Origin of the sequence: Acinetobacter sp. YH16053 (assembly GCF_013417035.1) — a bacterium.
Taxonomy (GTDB): domain Bacteria; phylum Pseudomonadota; class Gammaproteobacteria; order Pseudomonadales; family Moraxellaceae; genus Acinetobacter; species Acinetobacter towneri.
Genome location: NZ_VPEP01000005.1, coordinates 1 through 21,012, shown reverse-complemented (window position 1 = coordinate 21,012; position 21,012 = coordinate 1). Strand labels below are relative to the sequence as shown.

The following is a 21,012-nucleotide window of genomic DNA, read 5'->3' as shown; positions in this document are numbered from 1 at the left end:
ATTAACCCTTCTCTCTAGCTTTCTCCCAGCGGGAGAAAGAACTCCATTAAATAAATTAGAAAAACTTCTCAAAGGTTCAGTATGAATACTCGCCATTTTAGTCAACTTCCAAAACCCTATTTAGCCTATCCAAAAGTGATTCAGGGCTTAATTTTTAAAAAGCCAAAAGGTGAAAAAGTTCTGCCGCAAGTTGAATATGTGGTGGATTCATTCAAGGTCGATCAAAAGCACTTAAAAGCCTATAATGCAGTGACAGGTTTTAAAAATAACGGCTATATTCCTGCAATTTATTTGGCTGTATTGTCACAAAGTCTGCAAATGCACATGATGACCCAAGAAGCATTTCCATTTGCAATTTTGGGCTTGGTACATATTCGTAATCAAGTTAAACAAAGCCGTAAAGTTGGATTGAATGAACAACTGACCTTGTCATGTAAATTTGGTGAATTGCAACCACATGATAAAGGCGTACAATTTGATTTTATTACCACTGTTAAAGTAGGCAATGAGGTGGTGATTGAAGGTTTAACCACGTATTTAGCACGTCAAAAAACCACCACTAAAGCAGCTGCAAAATCTGCAGAAAGCAAAGCGCCAAACTATGCCGTTCAAGCTGAATGGGATATTTCTGAAAATACGGGTCGCCGTTATGCCTTAACGTCTGGCGATTTTAACTTAATTCATATCCACGCGATTACTGCAAAAGCATTTGGCTTTAAACAAGCGATTGCGCACGGCATGTGGAGCAAAGCCAAAGCCTTATCGAGTTTGACTTTGCCAGATGCCTATGAAGCCGATGTCTGGTTTAAGTTACCTATGTATTTGCCATCTAAAGTTGAGTTTTTAACTGCAACGGACGCTAAAAATACAGACTTTTTAATTCGAAACAGTAAAAACCAAAAACCGCACGTGACAGGTGTTGTCACCGCGCTTTAATTCAGTGATCGAAAGCCTAAATCCTTTGGATTTAGGCTTTTTATTTGCGCTAGCTTTTTATTAATAATAAAAACGAGATAGACAGGACGATGCAACATTTAAAGGATTATATTTTTGCTGAAACTGAAAATTATCGTGGATGGGTTGCACCTGAGTTTCATGATTTAGCGATGCAATTTAGCCGTTTGCAAAATGCACGTAGCCAACAGGGCGGAGCTGCTTTAGCGGTGTACTTTCAAGGTCAGAAAGTCGTCGATATTTACACAGGTAAAAAGTCGCCAGATGAAGACTGGCAAGCCGATACGTTATCGGTATGTTATTCCACAGGCAAAGGTGTATTAGCGACACTGGCACATATTTTGGTCAGTCAAGGACTGGTCGATTACGATACTCCCATTTATATATACTGGCCTGAATTCGCCCAAAATGGCAAAGCAACGATGACTTTAAAGCACATACTAAGCCATCAAAGTGGTTTATATGACATACGTAATATCATAGCCGATGCGACTGAAATGGCAGATTGGTCGCACATGCTGAATGTGCTGGCTCAAGCCAAGCCTCGTTTTGATGTGGCAAGTGAGGCGGCATATCAACCTTTAACTTTTGGTTGGCTGGTCGGTGGGATTTTAGAAAAAGCTACAGGTCGAACATTGGCTGAACTGATGCAGCAATACTTGGTTGAACCTTTGGCTTTGGATGGGGCTTATTTTGGTGTGCCTGCATCTGAGCTTTCGCGTGTCGCACGACCATTTAAAACTGCTGTGACATCAGTGCAAACAGATTCATCACCCACAAATAAACAGACAGCTAAAGTTCAAAACCAAGCTAAATCGAGCAAACGTCCTGTATCAATATTCGATAAAGTCATTGCATGGAGTGGGCAAAATCCGCAAGACTTTCAGGATGGCATGATTCCCAAAGGCATGAAAAATTTTAGTTTTTTTAGTGATACTGGTTTGCAAGCTGTGATTCCTGCTGCCAATGGTGTATTTACTGCCCAAAGTTTGGCACGTATTTATGCCATGTTGGCGCAGGGTGGATCATGGCAGGGTCAGCAATTGGTTCAGCCTGAAGTTTTTCAGCAATTAAGCCAAGTGCAATATGTGCAGCGTGATCGAGTTATGCCTATCCCGATGCATTGGCGATTAGGCTATCACCGTGTATTAAGTTTGGGTAAGCGCTCTCACGGTTTTGGACACATGGGTTTTAATGGTTCAGGCGCGTGGTGTGATCCTGACCGTCAACTCAGTTTTGCCTATACCCATAATTTTGCTGCAGGTTCTTTAATTGGTGATTATCGACTTTGGGGACTGAGTCAGGAAGCCATTCGCTGTGCAGATCGGCAATTGCAAGGGCGTAAAGGCTGGTTTTAGGCGTGATTGTACGTTCACTCTTTGCCAAAAAAACAGTATGCTTAGACCTGTAAAAAGGAGCATTCATGTATCAGGTACTAGCGCGTAAATATCGTCCTCGTAATTTTAATGAATTGGTGGGACAAAACCATGTATCACGGGCATTGACCAGTGCTTTGGAACGTGGGCGTTTGCACCATGCTTATCTTTTTACGGGAACACGTGGTGTAGGTAAAACTACCATTGCGCGTATTTTGGCCAAATGCCTGAACTGTGAAACAGGCGTGACATCTACCCCATGTGAAGTGTGTCCGACCTGTACTGCGGTCAATGAAGGTCGTTTTATTGATTTAATCGAAATTGATGCGGCGTCACGTACTAAGGTTGAAGACACACGTGAGTTGCTCGATAACGTACCTTATGCACCGACTCAGGGACGTTTTAAGGTTTATCTGATTGACGAAGTGCACATGCTGTCTACGCATTCGTTCAATGCTTTGCTAAAAACTTTGGAAGAACCGCCTGAGCATGTGAAGTTTCTGTTTGCGACCACAGACCCACAAAAACTCCCTATTACTGTGATTTCGCGCTGTTTGCAATTTACTTTGCGTCCATTGCAGGTCGATGAAATTACCAGTCATTTAACGGATATTTTAGCCAAAGAACAGATTGTTGCAGAGCAAGATGCAATTTGGCAGATTGCTGAATCTGCGCAAGGTTCTTTGCGTGATGCGATGTCTTTGACAGACCAAGCCATTGCTTATGGTCAGGGTGAAATTCATCATCAAGATGTCAAAGACATGCTGGGCTTGATTGATCGCACCATTATCTATGATTTGATTTTAGCGATTCATCAAAACCAACAGCAGCGTGTGAGTCAGTTGTTATTACAATTTAGACAGCAAGCTTTAGATGTGTCTTTGGTGTTGGATCAGTTAATTTCGACACTGCATGAATTGGCAATCATGCAATATCTGCCAGATTTAAACCTAAAATACAGTGCTGAAATTAATCAAAAAATTCAGCAGCTTGCGGGTCTGATCTCTGCACAAGATTTACAGTTGTATTATCAAATTGCTTGTAAAGGACGCGCCGATTTACAAATTGCCGTAACCCAAGAACAAGGCTTTGAAATGTGTGTACTGCGTTTACTGGCATTTCGACCTTTGCAAGCCAATGAAGTGTTGGTTGCTGCGCCACAAAATACTGCACAAACAGCGGCTTCCCAGCCAGTTGCTCAAATGGAGCAAACTCCACAAGCTGTGGCAACTCAAAATACAGCACAAGCGGAACAGCATGTAACTGAATTAGATGCGGTTGCAACACCTGATCTTGATGGATTTGACTATGAGGATGACGATTATTCAGATCACACCACGACACAAACCAGTGTTGCAGAACCTTCTTCAGATGATTTTTTAGATGAGGATGAGCCTGAAGCTTTAACACATCAAGATCAACAGTCGATTCAAGCGCAACAACCGACTCCGCAAGCGCTACACTCAACAGCTGCGATTTCACCAGAATCTATGTCAGAACCTGCAGTGAATGAAGAAACTGCAATACAGGCTGAGGATAAGCAATCTGAATCTATCGTGTTTGATCCAAATGCAGATGCACAATTGTTTGGTTTAGATGAAGATGCCTCATCGGTAAGCACTACATCTGATGTGCAAAGTCATGATGATTTTTTACTGGAAAGTTTTGATGCCGTTGCACCGTTAGGTGATCTTGCTGCATCAGCCGAAACATCGCTAGTTTCATCTACACTACAATCGAATAATGCTTCACCGTCAATTACACAAAATGTAAGTAATGCAGAAACCGCTTTATTTGATTTAGCAGCGACTGAAGTCGAACCGAATGTTGCCAGTGCGACAGCACAAGCGCAGCAAACCATAGCATCTAATGCCGATGATCAATTAATGCCGCAGGATATTCTGCGTTTACAGCCGCAAGTTTTAGAAGGTGAGTGGACTTTAGACAAGTGGGAATATTGGTTTAGACACAGCGAGTTGTCACCTGCAGTGCAAGAATTGGCGCAGCATGGCGTAATGACGGGGCAGATTAATGCTGAATCGGTTTTTCATATTCCTGAGCAATATCAGCAGTTATTGACTCAACTGCAACATGCTTTAGAAAGTGCTTTAAAAGAACAGTGGAGTAAAACTCTGTTTAAAGTGCAATATGAAAATGTGGATGACACGACACCGTACATTTTGCAGCAACAGCGCAAACAACGCGCTTATCAACGGGCTGAAAATTTATTGCATCAAGAACCGATTGTGAAAGATATTTTGCAAAACTTTGATGGCGAATTACATAACATTCAGTTGAAATAACCTGTTGTTAGCTTTTGTTTGCAGAATTTTAAGGCTGGGTCAAACCAGCCTTATTTTTTGCTAAGCGCAAGCTGAATCTGTGCTTTTATATGGCTGTAATGCTTCGCGGATGGAGTCAGGAATCGGGCAGTTTTGGCGTGTAATTCGATCTACAAATACATGCACCACTTGTCCTTGTGCAGCGGCAAGATTTTGATTGTTTTTAAAAATTGCCAAATCATAAATTAAGGATGAGTTTCCAATTTTTTGAATAGCAACACCTACTTCAATCATTTCAGGATAGGACAATTCCTGCAAAAAATGACAGGTGGAATTGACCACTAAACCAATACAGGGTGATCGTTTGGGTTCAAAGCCTGCTTTTTGCATCAGTAGGGCATTGGCTGCGCTGTCAAAATAGCTGTAATAAGTGACATTATTGACATGTCCATACATATCGTTGTCTGCCCAGCGAGTTTGGATGGGAAAGAAAAAAGCGTATTGCTCACGGGTTTTGGTGTCAGGTTTCACAAGTTTACCTATATTTTTATCGACGTGGTGTCATGCTTTAATGGGTGGAAATCATCCCAAATAAATGTAGAAAGTTAAATACAGAACGTTAAGCGTAAATGTTAGGCATAAATGGCTTGGTAAATCTGTAACGCATCCTGCATTTGCATTGCTCTCGGGTTGTTTTGCAATAAACGGCTTTGCAGCATCGCATCTTCTGCCAGTTGTGGCAGCATGTTTTCTGCTATGCCTAGGGCATTGAGTTTTAACACCAAGCCACTTTGATCTAAATGATTTTGTAAATGATCAATAAACAAATCACATAATCCATCTGTGCAGCCTTTACTGCGTGGGTCTAACCAACACATCAGTTCTGCATAATACTGTTTGGCTGCAGGCGCATTAAATTTTAAAACTTCGGTTAGTACCAATGCATTGCTATGCCCATGTGAAATATGGAAATGTCCGCCTAAAGGATAGGCAAGCGCATGTACCGCAGCCACAGGAGCATTGGCAAAGGCTTGTCCTGCCAGCATTGAACCAAACAGCATGTTTTGCCGTGCTTGCATATTGCTGCCATCTTCAAGCACTAATTTTAAGTTTTGATCAAGTAAACGCAGCGCATGTTTTGCCAGAAAATCTGAATACGCATTTTTTTTGATTTTAGAAGTATAGGCTTCAATGGCATGTACCATCGCATCTATACCTGTGGCTGCGGTAATCTGTGCAGGTAGATGACGGGTAAAATTGGCATCTAAAATGGCAACATCGGCATATAAAATAGGAGAAACAATGCCTGTTTTACTGGTTGCACCTGTGGTGACAATGGAAATAGGTGTGACTTCTGAACCTGTGCCTGCTGTAGTGGAAACTAGAATGAGCGGTAAACGTGGTGCTTTCGCATTGCCGACACCGTACAAGTCTGACAGTTGTTGAGTTTGTGCAGGATGACTCAGCACGGCAATAATTTTGGCGACATCCATCGCACTACCCCCACCAAAACCTAATACAACATCAATATTTTGCTGTTTGGCAAAATCAACTGCTTCTAACACAATCTGTTCTGCGGGGTCGGCTTGCACATTCGAGTAAATGGCATAGTCCAGTTGCAGTTGCTTTAAAATTTCTAAAATAGGTTGATGTAATTGTTGTTGTAAAATGCCAGCATCGGTGACCAATAACAAACGCTTATAATTTTTTTCGGTTAAAACCGTTTTTAGTTCAGAAATTGAACCCAATCCAGAAATAATGTTGCCAACTGTTTGAAATTGAAAATGCTGCATCGTCTTTATTCCTAATTTTTATACTTAATTCAACATTATTGTAGGGTCACGATATAGGATTCATATCATAAATAACTTAACATAAGACTCTTAAAAATAAAGTAGCTTTGAGGTTGTTTATGTCATCCAAAACGCCATATAAGGTGTTATGTGTTTGTTTGGGAAATATTTGCCGCTCTCCAACGGCAGAAATTGTACTTCGACATTTTTGTGATGAACAACAACTCAATGTGTTGGTGGATTCTGCTGGAACCAGTAATTATCATCCAGGCAAAGCCCCAGATTTACGCAGCCAAAAACATGCGTTCAAACGTGGTTATGACTTATCTACATTGCGCGCGCGTCAGTTACGTATACAAGACTTTGTCGAGTTTGATTTGATTTTGGCGATGGATTTTGAAAACTTAAGCAATATTCAATCTTTAATGCGCCGTGCTGAAGCTGAACTGGGCAGTTTGCGCGCTGAAATAGCCTTAATGAGCGAACACGATCCGCATTATACGCAGCAAGAATTACCCGATCCATATTATGGCGAAGCCGATGGTTTTGAGCGGGTGCTCGATCAATGCGAGTCGAGTAGTCGCGCATGGGTGAAAGTTTTACAACAACAATTTGAATTGAAGGTTTAAGTCATGCACATTCACTACAACATGCAACTCAAACCTTTCAATACGCTCAATTTAGATGCAACTGCGTCGCATTATGTCAAAATTGAAAATATTCAAGATGTACAGGATGCTTTGGCATTTGCCCAGAAAGAACAATTAAATGTGCTGATTTTATCGGGTGGTAGCAATATGTTATTGTCTGAACATATTCATGCCTTGGTCATGCACATGGATATTCAGGGCATCGAAAAATGCGCTGAAGATGATGCAAGTGTCACCCTAAAAGTTGGGGCAGGACAAGTCTGGCATGAGTTTGTGTTGTGGAGTACGGAACAAAAGTTATATGGTCTGCAAAATCTGGCTTTAATTCCAGGTTTGGTCGGCGCTTCACCTGTGCAAAATATTGGTGCTTATGGCGTTGAAGTCGGTGAGTTTATTGAATCTGTGCAGGTCTATGATCGTGAATGCCAACAATTCAGCTCAATTGTTGCTGCAGATTGTCAGTTTGCCTATCGACACAGTATTTTTAAAGATCATCCCAACCGTTACATCATTATCCATGTGACTTTTAAACTGTTAAAACAGGCTGCGTTAAAATTAAATTATGGCGACTTAAAAGCTGCTGTAGGCGATGAGCAAACTGCTGAAAATCTGCAGCAACAAGTCATTCAAATTCGCCAAAGTAAGCTGCCTAATCCTGCAGAATATCCAAATGTAGGTAGTTTCTTTAAAAATCCTGTGATTTCGACTCAGCAATTTGACCAAATTGCAGCACAATTTCCAAATTTACCCCATTACCCACAGCCGAATGCGCAAGTTAAAATTGCAGCAGGCTGGTTGATTGATCAAGCTGGCTGGAAGGGAAAACAACTGGGTGTGGTGGGTATGTTTCATAAACAAGCGTTGGTTTTAGTCAATTATGCCGATGCCACTTTGGCAGATGTGCAACACACCTATCGTGCTGTGCAGCAAGATGTTTTGAGTCGTTTTGGTATTTCACTCGAACCTGAACCTGTGTTATTTGATGAAACAGGTTTGATTCGTGCACATCAACCGGTAGGTTAAGTGAAGATGAAACAGAATCGTTGGATGCTCAGATTGGTACAAATTGCTGCCGTGCTCTTTGTATTGTTTGCAGCATTCATGATTTTTATTTATTCACCTTTTTATTCTACTTTGGTGGTCAAAACGCTGAACACTTTGGTGCCTGTAGAAGTGAATCAAGTGGCAGCAAAAAGTCAGCAAATGGCGGCTTTTAGTGATCAAGACAGTTTGGAGCCCGGTTCAGATTTATGGATTGCCCGACAAGCTTATCTGAAGCTCATGGAGCAAGAAATCCAATCTAAAAATTCGCAAAATTTAACTTTAATTCAGGCACGTTATAAAGCCTTACAAGCGCTTATTTTAGAAGAACAAACGCAAAAAAAATTAGCCTCAGAACAAGAGTTGCCGCAAGTCCCATTGTTGGTGTCTAATGCAGCTTCGGAAGCAATTGTAGAAGACCCATCCGAAAATGTAAAAGCCTTACTCAATTTGGATAGTCATGAAAATCAGGCACTGATGGAACAATACTTGGCATTTTTAAGCACTCATAAAATTGCCGAAACCGAAAGTGAGCCTGTAGATGAAGAAATCTTTAAAGATATTGCCTTGATTCATCAACAAAATATTCCAAAAATACCTGAAAACTCGAAACCTTATGCAATTGTGGTATTGGGTGGCGGTTTAACTCTAGATGAAAATGGCAAAGATATTGTGGTCAATGACTACACACGTTTACGTTTAGAAACGACTTTGGCTGTTGTGAAACAATATCAATTGCCGATTGTACTGAGTGGTGTAGAAGCACCTTATATGCAGCGATGGTTAAAAAAATATGATGTCGATGCAAAACTATTAGAAGATCGCAGCATGAATACTTGTGAAAATTCACGTTTTAGTTCTTTATTATTACAAAAAAAAGGGGGAGCACCGACAGTGATTTTGATTACTGATCGTTATCACATGCCACGCACCCGCCGTTTATTTGCTTTAAATGGAATTGAAACGATTCCTGTCGAAGCTCCAATGCCGACTCAACTGACTGCATGGCGTCCAAGTGAACAAAACTATGATCATAGCCGCCGTGCCAATTATGAAATGCTTGCCACCATTCGGGATGTCTTGATTGGTTCTAGCGCATGTCGCGAGGTGCCATAATGCCTGATATTCCATTTTTAAACCCAAGCGTGTTGAAGCAATTAGATTTGCCAGTGCCGAGTCGGGAAACCACACCACAAATTCTACAACCTTTAAATTTGAATCGTGGTTTTGAACCGAGTGTTGAGTTACAAGCCTATCGACAGCTTTATGGTTTTCATTTGTTGGACTGTGAACATTGGCAAGGCTATGTGCAAATGCCGTTGTTTAAATTGCATGTGCAAATTTTTCAACCCGATTTAAGCAAAACCAAATTTGATCAGGTGCAGGGCACGGTATTTCTATTGCATGGCTATTTGGAACATAGCGGGATTTATCAACCTATCGTCAAAGAATTATTAGAGCAGGGCTTTAGTGTTTTGACTTATGATTTGCCCGGACATGGATTGAGTGATGGTTATCCTGCCAACATCAAAAATTTTGATCATTATCAGCAAGTATTACATGCGGTTTATCAATATGTAAAAAATGCCGATCAATTGCCAAAACCGTGGTTGGGCATTGGGCAAAGTACAGGTGGTGCAATTTGGATGCATCACTTGTTGGAATTTGCTCAGCGCCGTGAAAATCCATTTGTAGAGCGTGTGTTGTTGTTATCGCCTTTGATTCGTCCTGCAAAATCGGCATGGTGGCATAACTCTGTTGGTTTGGGCATTATCCGTCGGATTAAGCGTGAAGTGCCGCGACATTTCCGACGCAATAATCATAATCCTGAATTTTTACGCTTTGTGCGTTTAAAAGACCCGCTGCAACCTAGAATGATGGGCATGGATTGGATTTTAGCCATGTCTAAATGGATGTTGGAGATGGAAGAACGTCCAGCTTGCCGTATTCCTGTTTGGTTGGCACAAGGGGCGCAAGATCAAACCGTAGATTGGCGCTACAACATTGAGTTTATTCGGCGTAAATTCCGCCTGCAAACCTTACTCATGTTAGAAGAAGGCTCGCATCAATTAATCAATGAACGTGCGGATATTCGTGCGGCTTTAACAGGGCTGATTCCTGCATTTTTACATGCACATAGCTCTAAGACTTATTATTAATTTATCAACCATCTTTTAAATACGGCTCTACATTTGCTTTGATGCTGTTCTCGGCATCAAAGCATATTTATGCTGCGCTGCTCATTAAAATGTGAAGCGATTTCTAAAATAAAATAGTACTTCACATTTATTTTTTATTTCATGCTCGAGTTTCATGTTTCAGTGCTATGCTCATGTTTATAAAATAAGCTAAATTTGAAAAACTCCTTAATTCTAGGGATAGTGTTTACATCAAAACGATTGATATATTTACAAACATAATCAAGGGGATGAATGATGGCAGAAATGGAAGCGATATTACCCGTACCGGTTTTAATTGTTGAAGATGAGCCTATTATTCAGTCACGTCTTAGAAAAATTTTGCATGATATTGGCTATCAAGATGACATGCTATTTTTCGTGAGTCATCTTAAAGCTGCAATGACGTGTATAGAAGATCATCCGATTGCTTTAGCTTTAGTCGATTTAGGCTTGCCCGATGGCAATGGTAAAGAACTAATCGAACAATTACATTTTAGAGATCCAAGCGCATTAATTTTGGTGATTTCTGCATGGAGCACCCAAGACAGCTTATTTTCTGCAATTCAAGCAGGTGCAACAGGCTATGTGCTTAAAGAACGTGATGATGCTGAAATTATTATCGCAATACGCAGCATTTTAAGAGGTGGTGCACCGATAGACCCATTTATCGCCCGTGAAATTTTATCGCAAATTTCACATCAAAAAGTACCCGTGCTGACCGAAGATTTATCAGATCGCGCCGATGCTCAAGCATTCAACTCACATTATGAACAGCTCACCAATCGTGAATTAGAAATTTTAAATCTGGTGGCGCAGGGCTTAAGTAACCGTGAAATTGCTGAGCAATTATTTGTGTCGCGTTATACCGTTGAAAGTCATATTAAACATATCTATCGGAAGTTGTCGGTCACTAAACGCACTAAGGCTGTCAGTACCGCTAGAACTTTAGGTCTTTTATGATTCAAAGGCTTTGGCAGTGTGGTTTGGGCGTGTTGTTATTGTTCTGTGCGTGGCAAAGCTATGCGCAGCAAGTGGTGTACCCAATTAATCAGTACTGCAATGTGCATGTACTTTCAATCAGCTCTGCCAAAACAGCATCACATAATAAAAAACCTGAAACGGGTTGGGAAAATGTTCAACTGCCCGACGTTTGGGATGATCGCTGGAAAAATTATAATGGTGGGGCGTGGTACAAAATAGAGTGGGAGTGGTTTTGTGAGCGTGATCATCGTTTAAATCAACCCATCGTTTTTGCACTGAATTTTTTAAATAGTGCAGGGGCAGTTTATCTGAATCAAGATTTACTTTGGGCAAGTCAACATTTAGAAGAGCCTTTGTCAAAAAACTGGAATATGCCACGTTACTGGATTTTACCTATTTCAGGCTTAAAACAAGGTAAAAATCAAATATTGGTCTATGTAAATGGATATGCATTTCAAAATGCGGGTATAGGAAAAATAAGTTTTAATAATGTGCATAACAATATTGAACAGCACCAGCAAAGTATATGGAATAAACGTACTTTATTTGAAATTAATGCGATTTTATCTGCCACTTTAGGCATTTTATGTTTGGTTATTTGGCTGTTTTTACGCCGTGATCAGAGTTTTGGTTGGTTCGCGTTGAGTTGCATGTTCTGGTTATTATTTATTTCTCATTTTTTAACCACAGAAACCTTTCCATACCCAAGTGTATTGGTGGCATCTCAAGCCAATTTAAGCTTTTTTATCCTCTATGTTTTAGCTTTTAGTCTGTATTTAATTAGGTTTGTCAATCAACGCTTGCCAATATTGGAAGAAAGTATTTTTATTCTGAGTTTAGCGGTAATCGTTTGTGTGTTTTTAACACCCTTAGATTATGTCAAACTGGTATTTGGGATTGTCTTTTTAAGTTATGCCAGCTTACTAGTCGTGGTTTATTTTTATTTGGCGTATTTAGCGTATAAATCCCCAAAAACAGAAGTATATCTGCTGCTATTTTGTTTAACCTTGATTGGCTTTTTTGCGGGTGTAGATGTATTTCGTTTAAGTAATGCGGCAACGGCAAGTTTATATCAGCCATTATCACCGTATACCTCGCCAGTAATTACTTTATTTATTGCGATTATTTTAGGCATGCGCCTAAAAAGAAATATTCAAAAAATTGAGAAATTTAATCAAGATTTAGAGCTTAAAGTTTTTGAAGTCAGTGATGATTTAAAACGCAGTATGTCAGAAAAGCATTATTTAGAATTGGAAAATGTGCGTTTGCAAGAGCGGATTCATCTATCGCATGATTTGCATGATGGTTTGGGTGCATCTTTGGTACGTTCCATGATTATGGTCGACCAAAGCGAACAGAACATGAGTAATCAGCAGTTCTTATCTATGCTGAAATTACTGCGTGATGATTTACGTCAAATTATTGATAGTGGTTCTTCCATTGGTTCTAAAGTGCCTGAAAATCCTAAAATTTGGGTTGCGCCAGTACGTCATCGTTTTAGTCAATTGATGGATGAAATGGATATTCATTCCAAGTGGGATTTTCCAAATGAATGGGTGATTGAGCCGAATTCGTTACAGTGCTTAACTTTGATGCGGGTATTAGAAGAAAGTTTAACCAATGTGATTAAACACAGCCAAGCCAAGCATGTATCCGTCAGTATGCAATTTGTACCGCCTAAGCAATTGGTACTTAAAATTCAGGATGATGGTGTAGGTTTTGAAGCCAATAGCGTGCTTGAACATGGCATGAGTATTGGGATGCGCAGTATGAAAATGCGTTTAGAACGGGTTGGAGGGCAATTAAAATTAAATTCGACACCTGGCTATACGTTAATTCAGGCAGTTTTAACTTTAGATCCCGCTTATCTAAATTCCCCAAGATGAATTGATCATCTTGAGGGGGCTGAAACGAATATTTTAAGCGTCTTCAGCAGGTAACAACATTAAAATGGATTCATTGAGCAGTTGTACCAAATCTTCCAAAATATTTGCGTCGTAAAGGTTTTCATCGAGCAGCACGCGTTCACCATTGGCAATTTTTTGCAGCGTAGGGATAGATGCTTCTGCGACACAAATCGCTTCACCATTCGCCCAAAATAAAACTTCATCTAGCTGATTTGCATAAAGTAGGCGAGAGGCGGGTTCCAACATGATTTGATAACCCTGATCTAGCGCATCTTCTAAATCTCCTACACCTATTTCATCTACTTCAGGAATATTTTCAGGATATTTCGGTTCAGACATTAAGCTTAAAATCGCATCATCCAACATCGATGAGTTTTGTAAACGCGCCCACAATTCTGCTTTCAGATAATCCAATTCTGTCGCAGTCATTTCGCCAATTTGGGTACTTTTTTTACGAACAAGGTCTTGTAGTGGCGTGCGTAACATTTCATCGGCAGAGAATTTATCGCTCACTCGATCCATCATTTCACTAATATTCGGCATGCGGAAACCGAACGAGAACGTCAGACAATCATCTTCCGCCACGCCATAATGTGCCAAACCCGGTGGCACATAGAGTAAATCGCCAGGTGCAAGAACTTCATCAAAATTGACCTGCATTTCAGGCAATAATTTTAACGGTTGTCCTGCGACAAATTCAGTTTCAGCATCACACATTTGCCCAAGTTGCCAACGACGATGTCCATAGCCTTGTAGCAAAAACACATCGTAGAAATCAAAATGCTGACCTACAGAGCCGCCTTTAGGGGCATAAGACACCATTATGTCATCACGTCGCCATTGCGGAATAAAAGGAAATTTTTTCCAAAGTTCAGCGAGATCAAAAGAGTAATGATCAACGGCTTGTACCAATAGCGTCCACAACTTTGGCATTTTTTGAAAATCAGCCTTAATGAGCGGTGATGATTTCACAGTCCATTGATTTGGATCGCGATCTTTTTGTTTGATTAAACGGGCAGTCACATCTTCTTCAAGTGCCAGTTCCATTACATCACTAGGTTCAAGTAGGTTGGCAATTTCTGGGAGTGCATTGCGTACCAAAAGTGGTTTTTTTTGCCAATATTCACTTAGGAATTGTTCTGCGGTAATTCCGCCCAAAACATCTAAAGGTTGCGACATAAAATAGCCTAAGCAAGTTTTATCAATAATCTCAATATTGTCTGATTTGTCGCTGCAAAGGGCAAGGTGATTTATAGTCTTTATAAATATTCACGGCTGTTAAATTACACAGTTTTAAACTTAAGGAACCTGAATATTCAGCATTCTTAACATGCGGCATAACTGAATCATCGGCAGACCCATCAAGGTAGTTTGGTCATTGCCTTGCATGGCTTCAAACAGACTAATACCTAAACCTTCGCACATAAAACTACCTGCACAGTGTAGCGGTTGTTCCTTTGCAACATATCGTGCAATTTCATTGTCAGTTAAGCTGCGGAATTTAACTGTGTAGTGTTCTACAACCGTTTGTTCAAAGCCTGTAGATTGCTGCTGCACACTCAGCGCAGTGCTGAAATAAACCGTTTGACCTGAATTGGCTTGTAATTGTTGTATAGCTTTTTCTGAAGTGAGCGGTTTACCTATAAAAATATCTGGCTGCTGTTCACGCCATGCCACTTGATCTGAACCAATCACAATTGCATCAGGATATTGCTGCGCAATACAGTGTGCTTTTTCAAAAGCCAAGCGTCGCGCCAAATTATCTGCATGCAATTCACCCTGTGCAGATTCATCAATATCAGGTGAAATTGACTTATACGCCAAATGCAGACGATTCATCAATTGCTGACGAGTTTGACTGCCAGACGCTAAAATAATTTCAGGATGTTGCATCAGATCATCACACCGCATAATCCATCAAAATATCTAAAGGCACATAAGACAATACTGACTGATGACAGGCTTGAATTTTAATTGGTGGTGCTTGACCTGCCTGATAGGCTTCAACCCAACGGGTGACGCAAATACACCAGAAATCACCCGGTTGTAAGCCGTTAAAACCAACTTCTGGTACTGGCGTGATTAAATCATTGCCAATTTTTTGCGAGAAATTTAAAAAATCAGAGGTCATTTGTGCACAAACTGTGTGCTGACCTAAATCGGTTGGGGCGGTATGACAAAAACCGTTACGAAAATATCCAGTAATAGGATCAAAGCAACAACTGGCGAGAGATTCGCCCAAAACATTTAAACGATTGATATTTGGATCAGGATGAATAGACATAAGTGCGAGAAAGATGGTGGCTTTTCTCTATCATAATCAAAACTTTTGCTTTAAACAGCAATTCTACAAAAGTTGCTAACCTTTTTCTGCATAATCATTTAAAATCGTGGCGTTTTGATATCAATAAAGTGAGCTATACATGAACTTTCAGCGTATGACTGACCTCGATTTAGCAGGTAAGCGTGTCCTTATTCGTGAAGATTTAAACGTACCTGTTAAAAATGGTGTGATCACCAGCGATGCACGTTTACGTGCGGCATTGCCAACGATTCAAGCTGCTGTTGCCAAAGGTGCAGCAGTGATGGTGTATTCTCACTTAGGTCGTCCTGTTGAAGGTGAGCCAAAAGCTGAACAATCTTTAGCACCTGTAGCTGCGTATTTAACCCAAGCATTAGGTCAAGATGTTCAACTGATCACTGACTATTTAGATGGTGTAGACGTTGCTCCTGGTCAAGTGGTTTTATTGGAAAACTGCCGTTTTAACCATGGCGAAAAGAAAAACAACCCAGAACTTGCCGCTAAATATGCAGCATTGTGTGATGTATTTGTGATGGATGCGTTTGGTACCGCGCACCGTGCAGAAGCATCTACCGAAGGCGTTGCGCGTTTGGCACCAGTTGCAACAGCAGGCCCATTATTGGCTGCGGAATTAGATGCCTTGGGTCGTGCTTTAAAAACACCTGAAAAACCAATGGTAGCAATTGTTGCAGGTTCTAAAGTATCGACCAAGTTAGATGTATTGACTTCATTGTCTGATATTTGTGATCAACTCATTGTAGGCGGTGGTATCGCCAATACTTTCCTTGCCGCAGCAGGCTATAACGTAGGCAAATCATTATGTGAAAATGATTTGATTGACACTGCCAAAGCAATTGCTGCAAAAGTTTCTGTACCATTACCAACCGATGTTGTGGTTGCAGATGCCGCTGAAATTAACTTTGAAGATTTCTTGGGTTCATTGGCAGCAGCGAAAGCAACTGTGAAAAAAGTTGAAGATGTTGCAGATAACGACATGATTTTAGATGTAGGTCCAGAAACTGCAAAAGCATTTGCAGAAATTCTAAAAACTTCAAAAACAATTCTTTGGAATGGCCCAGTGGGTGTATTTGAAGTTGATCAATTTGGTGAAGGCACCAAAGCACTTTCATTGGCAATTGCAGAATCTGCAGGTTTCTCTATTGCAGGTGGTGGTGACACTTTAGCTGCAATTGACAAATATGACGTTGCAAACAAAATCGGTTATATCTCTACAGGTGGTGGTGCATTCCTTGAATTTGTCGAAGGTAAAACCTTACCTGCAGTCGCAGTGCTATTAGAACGTGCTTAATTGCTAAAAAATCTTTTATTTAGAAATTCAAAAATATGAAAAAGGTTGGCTTCGGTCAGCCTTTTCTCATTTGCGTCACAATCTAGTCATAAAAATGTCATAAATGTGCAATAAACTAAATCATAACGAATGACCTAACTGTAGGAAATGACGATGATTCAAAAACTAACACTTGCTGCTTTAATTGCTGCATCTTTAGCCTTGACTGCTTGTGCCAAAAAAGAAAGCGCACCTGCGACTGAAACTGATGCATCTTCTGCAGTTGTAGATAACGCTCAAGTTTCACCAGAACAACAAGCTGCAATCGATGCAATTGACCAACCAATCTTGGATGAAGGCAACACTGATATTCCTGAAGACGTTGCAAATGCACCTGCTGATGTTGCAACTGCTGACACAGAAGTTGCTGCTTCTGAAGCGCAATGAGTGCTGAAAAACGACAGATTGTAGTAATTTGTTTAAAAGTCCCTGCTTTTGCAGGGACTTTTTTTTGAAAAAGGCGATTTGTTGCTGAATTGAAACAAATCACAGGGTAGAATAGGCAACATTATTTGGGAGGATATTATGGCTCTTATTTCATTGCGCCAGCTCTTGGATCATGCCGGTGAACATGCTTACGGCGTTCCAGCGTTTAACGTCAACAACTTAGAACAAATGCGCGCAATTATGTTAGCCGCAGATGCAACCAATTCACCTGTAATTGTTCAAGCTTCGGCAGGTGCGCGTAAATATGCAGGTGCGCCATTCTTGCGCCACCTGATTTTGGCTGCAATTGAAGAGTGGCCACATATTCCAGTGGTTATGCACCAAGACCATGGTACAAGCCCTGACGTATGTCAGCGTTCTATCCAACTTGGCTTTTCATCAGTAATGATGGATGGTTCTTTGGGTGAAGATGGTAAAACACCAACTTCGTATGAATACAACGTCGAAGTCACTCGTCGTACTGTGCAAATGGCGCATGCGTGCGGTGTATCGGTTGAAGGTGAGATTGGCTGTTTAGGTAGTCTTGAAACAGGTATGGCGGGTGAAGAGGATGGTGTGGGCGCAGAAGGCGTACTTGACCACTCTCAACTGTTAACTTCAGTCGAAGAAGCACGCAGTTTCGTAGCAGATACTAATGTTGATGCTTTGGCGATTGCTGTGGGTACTTCGCATGGTGCATACAAATTTACTCGTCCACCTACAGGCGATATTCTGGCAATTGACCGCATTAAAGAAATTCATGCTGCATTGCCAAATACACACCTTGTAATGCACGGCTCTAGCTCAGTACCACAAGAATGGTTGGCAGTGATTAACCAATACGGCGGCGACATCAAAGAAACTTATGGTGTACCTGTTGAGCAATTGGTTGAAGCAATCAAGCATGGTGTGCGTAAAATCAACATCGACACAGATTTACGTTTAGCTTCTACTGGTGCAATGCGCCGTATGATGGCAGAACAGCCAAGCGAATTTGACCCACGTAAATTCTTCGCAAAAACTGTAGATGCAATGAAACAAATTTGTATCGATCGTTATGAAGCATTTGGTACTGCTGGGAATGCAGACAAAATTCGTCCAATTTCTTTAGAGAAAATGGTTGAACGTTACAAATAATTCTTAATTTTGATTAAGAACTAGAAAGCCCACAGTCCTTGTGGGCTTTTTACTGATGAATCCACAACTCCCAATCAAGAACAAAAATAATGATTGAAAAGCAATCTTCGAGCGTATCATGGAACTGATTGTAGCCGCAGCCTTTTGTAGTGTACTGGTCTCTATTTTATTAAAAGTCTGCAAGATGCAGGGTTTTAACCCTATGCAGATGATCACCTGGAACTATGTCAGTGCCAGTGTATTGTGTTTTTATTGGTTTAAACCCAATTTGGGCACGATCTCACTGCAACACACGCCGTGGTGGCTTATTCTTAGTTTAGGTGTGTTGTTGCCCAGTGTCTTTTTAGCATTAGCAAAATCGTTAGACAGCGCAGGTATTTTAAAAACTGAAATTGCACAGCGTTTGTCAGTGGTTTTGTCTTTGGCTGCTGCTTATTTTATTTTTCAGGAAAATTTTAGCCAACTAAAAATTGTGGGAATCTCACTTGGCATTGTCGCGGTCTTATTTATTTTGTATTCGCATCGTTCTGCAGGCCAGTCTGCTAAAGCGCAACAAGGCATCTTATATTTGAGCTGTGTTTGGCTAGGTTATGCACTGATAGATGTTTTACTTAAATACAGCACAGGTTTAGGACTGCAATTTGCGGTTGCGCTGAATTTGATGTTTGTATGTGCTTTTGTTTTAGCGATGGTTTATATCTTAATCCGCGATAAAAGCATGGGCAGTATGCAAAATATCAGTGCAGGTTTAATTTTGGGTGCACTGAATTTTGCTAATATTGCCTTTTATGTTAAAGCTCACATGCTGCTTAAAGACAGTCCTGCAGTGGTATTTGCAGGGATGAATATTTTAGTGGTGCTATTTGGTGTGATCAGCGGTGTATTGTTCTTTAAAGAAAAACTGATAAGCACGACCACTATTGGGCTTGGCTTGGCATTGCTTAGTGTGCTTTGTCTCGCTTATGCCATGACGGTTTAAGATAACTCAATACAAAGCGCAAAGGATGTCGCAATACATCTGCAGTTTCTGCAAGACCATGCAGCATTGTGGTTCTATCGCAAATCGGGCAGCGCATGTTCGGATAAGCTGGTTTAGCTTGATATAAATACAGCTTTTTACAACGTCGGCATTCTAGTTTGAGTGGCATAGTAAGTAAATTGAGCATCATACACCTCATTTTTATTTTTGCTAGAGAATGAGTAAAGATTGCAAATATAGATAAAGCAAAATTTAGACCAAAAAAATAGGGACAAATTTTGTCCCTAGTGTTATCGCTTGTTTGTTTTACAGTTGCGTGAAAATATCGCGTTTATCAAGGCGTGATTTTGGCAGTTTGGCATTAAAATCTTGTTCGCTACGATAGCCTAAACACAATAAAACTGAAGGAATTAGACCTTGCTCAGTGAGTTGCAGTTCTTGGGTTAAAATTGCTTCATCAAAACCACCCATTGGCGTTGCATCAATTCCTTCAATGCCTGCAGCCAACAGCATTTGCCCAAGCGCAATAAAAGTTTGATTTTCAGCCCAGCGCTGAATATCGCCTTTTTCATTGCGGTAGTAGTCGACATAACCTGTGCGACTGTCTTTTTGACCTTGCTTGGCGGCTTCATCTTTAAAGCGTCCACTGGCAGCGTCCTGATTCAGTAGGTTTTCTAAATGTAATTCGCTGATGTCAGTTTTGGTGCAAAATAAAATGGTATGCGAAGCATCTAAAACTTTAGGTGCGTTATAGGCGTACTTTCCTACTAAAGCTTTAGCAATACGTTGTTTGGCTTCAGGGTGATCTGCAATAAAAAAATGCCACGGTTGAATATTAATGGAAGATGGTGCTAAACGCAGAATTTCTAATAAACGCTCAAATTGTTCTGCAGGAATAGTGCGACTCGCATCATAGGCTTTGGTCGTATAACGAGTTTGTGCAACGTTGAGCAAATCCATGAATCATCTCCATTTAAAGACTATATTTGGGGCAGGTGTGCGCCAAAAGCTTAACATGCCTCGCTATGCTAACGGAATGAATCCATGTGCTATTTATGCGGTTAAGATGAGATGAGCACGACATAAACATCTTTAAACTTAGTGTTAAATTCAATCATGCAAGACGTTTTCACTATTGGTTGTTTATAGCAAATAGGCGTTAAATATAAACTTGAGCATGGTGCATCCCAAAGGTGTATGGATGGAATATATCAATTATTTTAAGCGTAAATTAAAAACTCAGCAGCAAATTGGCTTATGGGTAGGTTTAGCAGATGCGTATGGCACTGAAATTGCCGCCAATGCAGGCTATGACTGGCTTTTAATTGATGGGGAACATGCACCGAGTGATTTAAGAACCACTTTGTCACAATTACAAAGTATTGCGGCTTATCCCTCTCAAGCGGTGGTGCGCCCGCCGATTGGCAGTGTGCAACTCATTAAACAACTGTTGGATATTGGCGTACAAACTTTGCTGATTCCTATGGTTGAAAGCGTTGAACACGCTGAGTTGATGGTCAAAGCGGTACGGTAATACCCCCATTTTTAATTGAATTAATGGGTAGAAAATCTAAAGCCTTGTTATTGTTTAAAAATAGGTGGACAACCATTTACTGACATATGAGGTCGTTCATGATTATAAAAGTACTGCCAGTC

At 40.6% G+C, this 21,012-nt stretch carries 20 protein-coding genes and 1 pseudogene; 14 read left to right on the top strand and 7 right to left on the bottom strand.

From position 1 onward, the window contains the following. The first annotated feature begins 81 nt into the window (after nt 1-81). From FTV43_RS06000 to dnaX, 3 genes are all read left to right on the top strand, one after another. The gene (locus FTV43_RS06000) at nt 82-936 is read left to right on the top strand and encodes a MaoC/PaaZ C-terminal domain-containing protein (protein WP_179988634.1); all 855 of its coding nucleotides are present in this window, start codon (nt 82-84) and stop codon (nt 934-936) included. Between the two features lie 89 nt (nt 937-1,025). Continuing rightward, nucleotides 1,026-2,312 (top strand): serine hydrolase, encoded by a 1,287-nt coding sequence (locus FTV43_RS05995; protein WP_179995111.1) that lies wholly within the window; start codon nt 1,026-1,028, stop codon nt 2,310-2,312. Between the two features lie 65 nt (nt 2,313-2,377). Beyond that, nucleotides 2,378-4,633, top strand: coding sequence for a DNA polymerase III subunit gamma/tau (dnaX, locus tag FTV43_RS05990; RefSeq protein WP_179995110.1), 2,256 nt, complete (start codon nt 2,378-2,380; stop codon nt 4,631-4,633). Between the two features lie 60 nt (nt 4,634-4,693). Here dnaX and FTV43_RS05985 read toward each other — a convergent pair whose 3' ends face one another. Together FTV43_RS05985 and FTV43_RS05980 are read right to left on the bottom strand one after the other, a co-directional pair. Further along, entirely contained in the window at nt 4,694-5,143 is a 450-nt protein-coding gene (locus FTV43_RS05985) for a thioesterase family protein (RefSeq protein WP_004973275.1), read from the bottom strand. A 101-nt stretch (nt 5,144-5,244) separates the two neighbouring features. Further along, nucleotides 5,245-6,405: an iron-containing alcohol dehydrogenase gene (locus FTV43_RS05980; protein WP_004973276.1), complete on the bottom strand. Its 1,161-nt coding sequence runs from the start codon at nt 6,403-6,405 to the stop codon at nt 5,245-5,247. A gap of 119 nt (nt 6,406-6,524) precedes the next feature. Here FTV43_RS05980 and FTV43_RS05975 point away from each other — a divergent pair, with 119 nt between their 5' ends. From FTV43_RS05975 to FTV43_RS05950, 6 genes are all read left to right on the top strand, one after another. Beyond that, nucleotides 6,525-7,034, top strand: coding sequence for a low molecular weight protein-tyrosine-phosphatase (locus FTV43_RS05975; protein ID WP_004973278.1), 510 nt, complete (start codon nt 6,525-6,527; stop codon nt 7,032-7,034). 3 nt (nt 7,035-7,037) lie between these two features. Further along, on the top strand, nt 7,038-8,078 hold the full coding sequence (gene murB, locus FTV43_RS05970; protein ID WP_179995109.1) for a UDP-N-acetylmuramate dehydrogenase: 1,041 nt from the start codon (nt 7,038-7,040) through the stop codon (nt 8,076-8,078). Nucleotides 8,079-8,084: 6 nt separating this feature from the next. Further along, nucleotides 8,085-9,212, top strand: coding sequence for a YdcF family protein (locus tag FTV43_RS05965; protein WP_179995108.1), 1,128 nt, complete (start codon nt 8,085-8,087; stop codon nt 9,210-9,212). Beyond that, nucleotides 9,212-10,255 carry an alpha/beta hydrolase gene (locus FTV43_RS05960; protein WP_096900878.1) on the top strand — a complete coding sequence of 348 codons (1,044 nt, stop codon included), beginning with the start codon at nt 9,212-9,214 and terminating at the stop codon, nt 10,253-10,255. Before FTV43_RS05965 ends, FTV43_RS05960 begins: the two co-directional genes overlap by 1 nt. 276 nt (nt 10,256-10,531) lie before the next feature. Further along, nucleotides 10,532-11,236: a response regulator transcription factor gene (locus FTV43_RS05955; RefSeq protein WP_004973283.1), complete on the top strand. Its 705-nt coding sequence runs from the start codon at nt 10,532-10,534 to the stop codon at nt 11,234-11,236. Further along, entirely contained in the window at nt 11,233-13,143 is a 1,911-nt protein-coding gene (locus tag FTV43_RS05950; protein ID WP_178318678.1) for an ATP-binding protein, read from the top strand. The genes FTV43_RS05955 and FTV43_RS05950 overlap by 4 nt, the downstream gene beginning before the upstream one ends. Nucleotides 13,144-13,176: 33 nt before the next feature. Here the strand turns inward: FTV43_RS05950 and FTV43_RS05945 are convergent, their stop codons facing one another. From FTV43_RS05945 to FTV43_RS05935, 3 genes are all read right to left on the bottom strand, one after another. Further along, on the bottom strand, nt 13,177-14,343 hold the full coding sequence (locus FTV43_RS05945) for a cupin domain-containing protein (protein WP_179995107.1): 1,167 nt from the start codon (nt 14,341-14,343) through the stop codon (nt 13,177-13,179). Nucleotides 14,344-14,463: 120 nt separating this feature from the next. Beyond that, entirely contained in the window at nt 14,464-15,057 is a 594-nt protein-coding gene (locus FTV43_RS05940; RefSeq protein ID WP_026438423.1) for a nucleoside triphosphate pyrophosphatase, read from the bottom strand. 7 nt (nt 15,058-15,064) lie between these two features. Next, nucleotides 15,065-15,448 (bottom strand): DUF2237 family protein, encoded by a 384-nt coding sequence (locus tag FTV43_RS05935; RefSeq protein ID WP_004973294.1) that lies wholly within the window; start codon nt 15,446-15,448, stop codon nt 15,065-15,067. Between the two features lie 139 nt (nt 15,449-15,587). Here FTV43_RS05935 and FTV43_RS05930 point away from each other — a divergent pair, with 139 nt between their 5' ends. From FTV43_RS05930 to FTV43_RS05915, 4 genes are all read left to right on the top strand, one after another. Then, nucleotides 15,588-16,775, top strand: coding sequence for a phosphoglycerate kinase (locus FTV43_RS05930; protein ID WP_179995106.1), 1,188 nt, complete (start codon nt 15,588-15,590; stop codon nt 16,773-16,775). Between the two features lie 153 nt (nt 16,776-16,928). After that, nucleotides 16,929-17,201 (top strand): hypothetical protein, encoded by a 273-nt coding sequence (locus tag FTV43_RS05925; protein WP_026438127.1) that lies wholly within the window; start codon nt 16,929-16,931, stop codon nt 17,199-17,201. A 138-nt stretch (nt 17,202-17,339) separates the two neighbouring features. After that, nucleotides 17,340-18,377: a class II fructose-bisphosphate aldolase gene (fba, locus tag FTV43_RS05920; protein WP_004973298.1), complete on the top strand. Its 1,038-nt coding sequence runs from the start codon at nt 17,340-17,342 to the stop codon at nt 18,375-18,377. Nucleotides 18,378-18,495: 118 nt separating this feature from the next. Beyond that, nucleotides 18,496-19,356: a DMT family transporter gene (locus tag FTV43_RS05915; protein WP_179995105.1), complete on the top strand. Its 861-nt coding sequence runs from the start codon at nt 18,496-18,498 to the stop codon at nt 19,354-19,356. Here FTV43_RS05915 and FTV43_RS05910 read toward each other — a convergent pair. Both FTV43_RS05910 and nfsB read right to left on the bottom strand, forming a co-directional pair. After that, nucleotides 19,319-19,546, bottom strand: a complete 228-nt coding sequence (locus tag FTV43_RS05910) for a hypothetical protein (RefSeq protein ID WP_179995104.1) — start codon at nt 19,544-19,546, stop codon at nt 19,319-19,321. The two genes, FTV43_RS05915 and FTV43_RS05910, sit on opposite strands and share 38 nt — an antisense overlap. A 116-nt stretch (nt 19,547-19,662) precedes the next feature. Continuing rightward, nucleotides 19,663-20,316, bottom strand: coding sequence for an oxygen-insensitive NAD(P)H nitroreductase (gene nfsB / locus FTV43_RS05905; protein ID WP_179995103.1), 654 nt, complete (start codon nt 20,314-20,316; stop codon nt 19,663-19,665). Between the two features lie 241 nt (nt 20,317-20,557). Here nfsB and FTV43_RS05900 point away from each other — a divergent pair. Beyond that, a pseudogene (locus tag FTV43_RS05900) lies at nt 20,558-20,887 on the top strand (aldolase/citrate lyase family protein); the annotation flags it as partial. Between the last annotated feature and the right edge of the window lie 125 nt (nt 20,888-21,012).

Bases quoted from the DNA above. Each gene is read 5' to 3' on its own strand.
- FTV43_RS06000 (WP_179988634.1), top strand. From the start codon at position 82: ATGAATACTCGCCATTTTAGTCAACTTCCAAAACCCTATTTAGCCTAT.
- FTV43_RS05995 (WP_179995111.1), top strand. From the start codon at position 1,026: ATGCAACATTTAAAGGATTATATTTTTGCTGAAACTGAAAATTATCGT.
- dnaX (WP_179995110.1), top strand. From the start codon at position 2,378: ATGTATCAGGTACTAGCGCGTAAATATCGTCCTCGTAATTTTAATGAA.
- FTV43_RS05980 (WP_004973276.1), bottom strand. From the start codon at position 6,405: ATGCAGCATTTTCAATTTCAAACAGTTGGCAACATTATTTCTGGATTG.
- FTV43_RS05975 (WP_004973278.1), top strand. From the start codon at position 6,525: ATGTCATCCAAAACGCCATATAAGGTGTTATGTGTTTGTTTGGGAAAT.
- murB (WP_179995109.1), top strand. From the start codon at position 7,038: ATGCACATTCACTACAACATGCAACTCAAACCTTTCAATACGCTCAAT.
- FTV43_RS05965 (WP_179995108.1), top strand. From the start codon at position 8,085: ATGAAACAGAATCGTTGGATGCTCAGATTGGTACAAATTGCTGCCGTG.
- FTV43_RS05960 (WP_096900878.1), top strand. From the start codon at position 9,212: ATGCCTGATATTCCATTTTTAAACCCAAGCGTGTTGAAGCAATTAGAT.
- FTV43_RS05955 (WP_004973283.1), top strand. From the start codon at position 10,532: ATGGCAGAAATGGAAGCGATATTACCCGTACCGGTTTTAATTGTTGAA.
- FTV43_RS05950 (WP_178318678.1), top strand. From the start codon at position 11,233: ATGATTCAAAGGCTTTGGCAGTGTGGTTTGGGCGTGTTGTTATTGTTC.
- FTV43_RS05945 (WP_179995107.1), bottom strand. From the start codon at position 14,343: ATGTCGCAACCTTTAGATGTTTTGGGCGGAATTACCGCAGAACAATTC.
- FTV43_RS05940 (WP_026438423.1), bottom strand. From the start codon at position 15,057: ATGCAACATCCTGAAATTATTTTAGCGTCTGGCAGTCAAACTCGTCAG.
- FTV43_RS05935 (WP_004973294.1), bottom strand. From the start codon at position 15,448: ATGTCTATTCATCCTGATCCAAATATCAATCGTTTAAATGTTTTGGGC.
- FTV43_RS05930 (WP_179995106.1), top strand. From the start codon at position 15,588: ATGAACTTTCAGCGTATGACTGACCTCGATTTAGCAGGTAAGCGTGTC.
- FTV43_RS05925 (WP_026438127.1), top strand. From the start codon at position 16,929: ATGATTCAAAAACTAACACTTGCTGCTTTAATTGCTGCATCTTTAGCC.
- fba (WP_004973298.1), top strand. From the start codon at position 17,340: ATGGCTCTTATTTCATTGCGCCAGCTCTTGGATCATGCCGGTGAACAT.
- FTV43_RS05915 (WP_179995105.1), top strand. From the start codon at position 18,496: ATGGAACTGATTGTAGCCGCAGCCTTTTGTAGTGTACTGGTCTCTATT.
- FTV43_RS05910 (WP_179995104.1), bottom strand. From the start codon at position 19,546: ATGATGCTCAATTTACTTACTATGCCACTCAAACTAGAATGCCGACGT.
- nfsB (WP_179995103.1), bottom strand. From the start codon at position 20,316: ATGGATTTGCTCAACGTTGCACAAACTCGTTATACGACCAAAGCCTAT.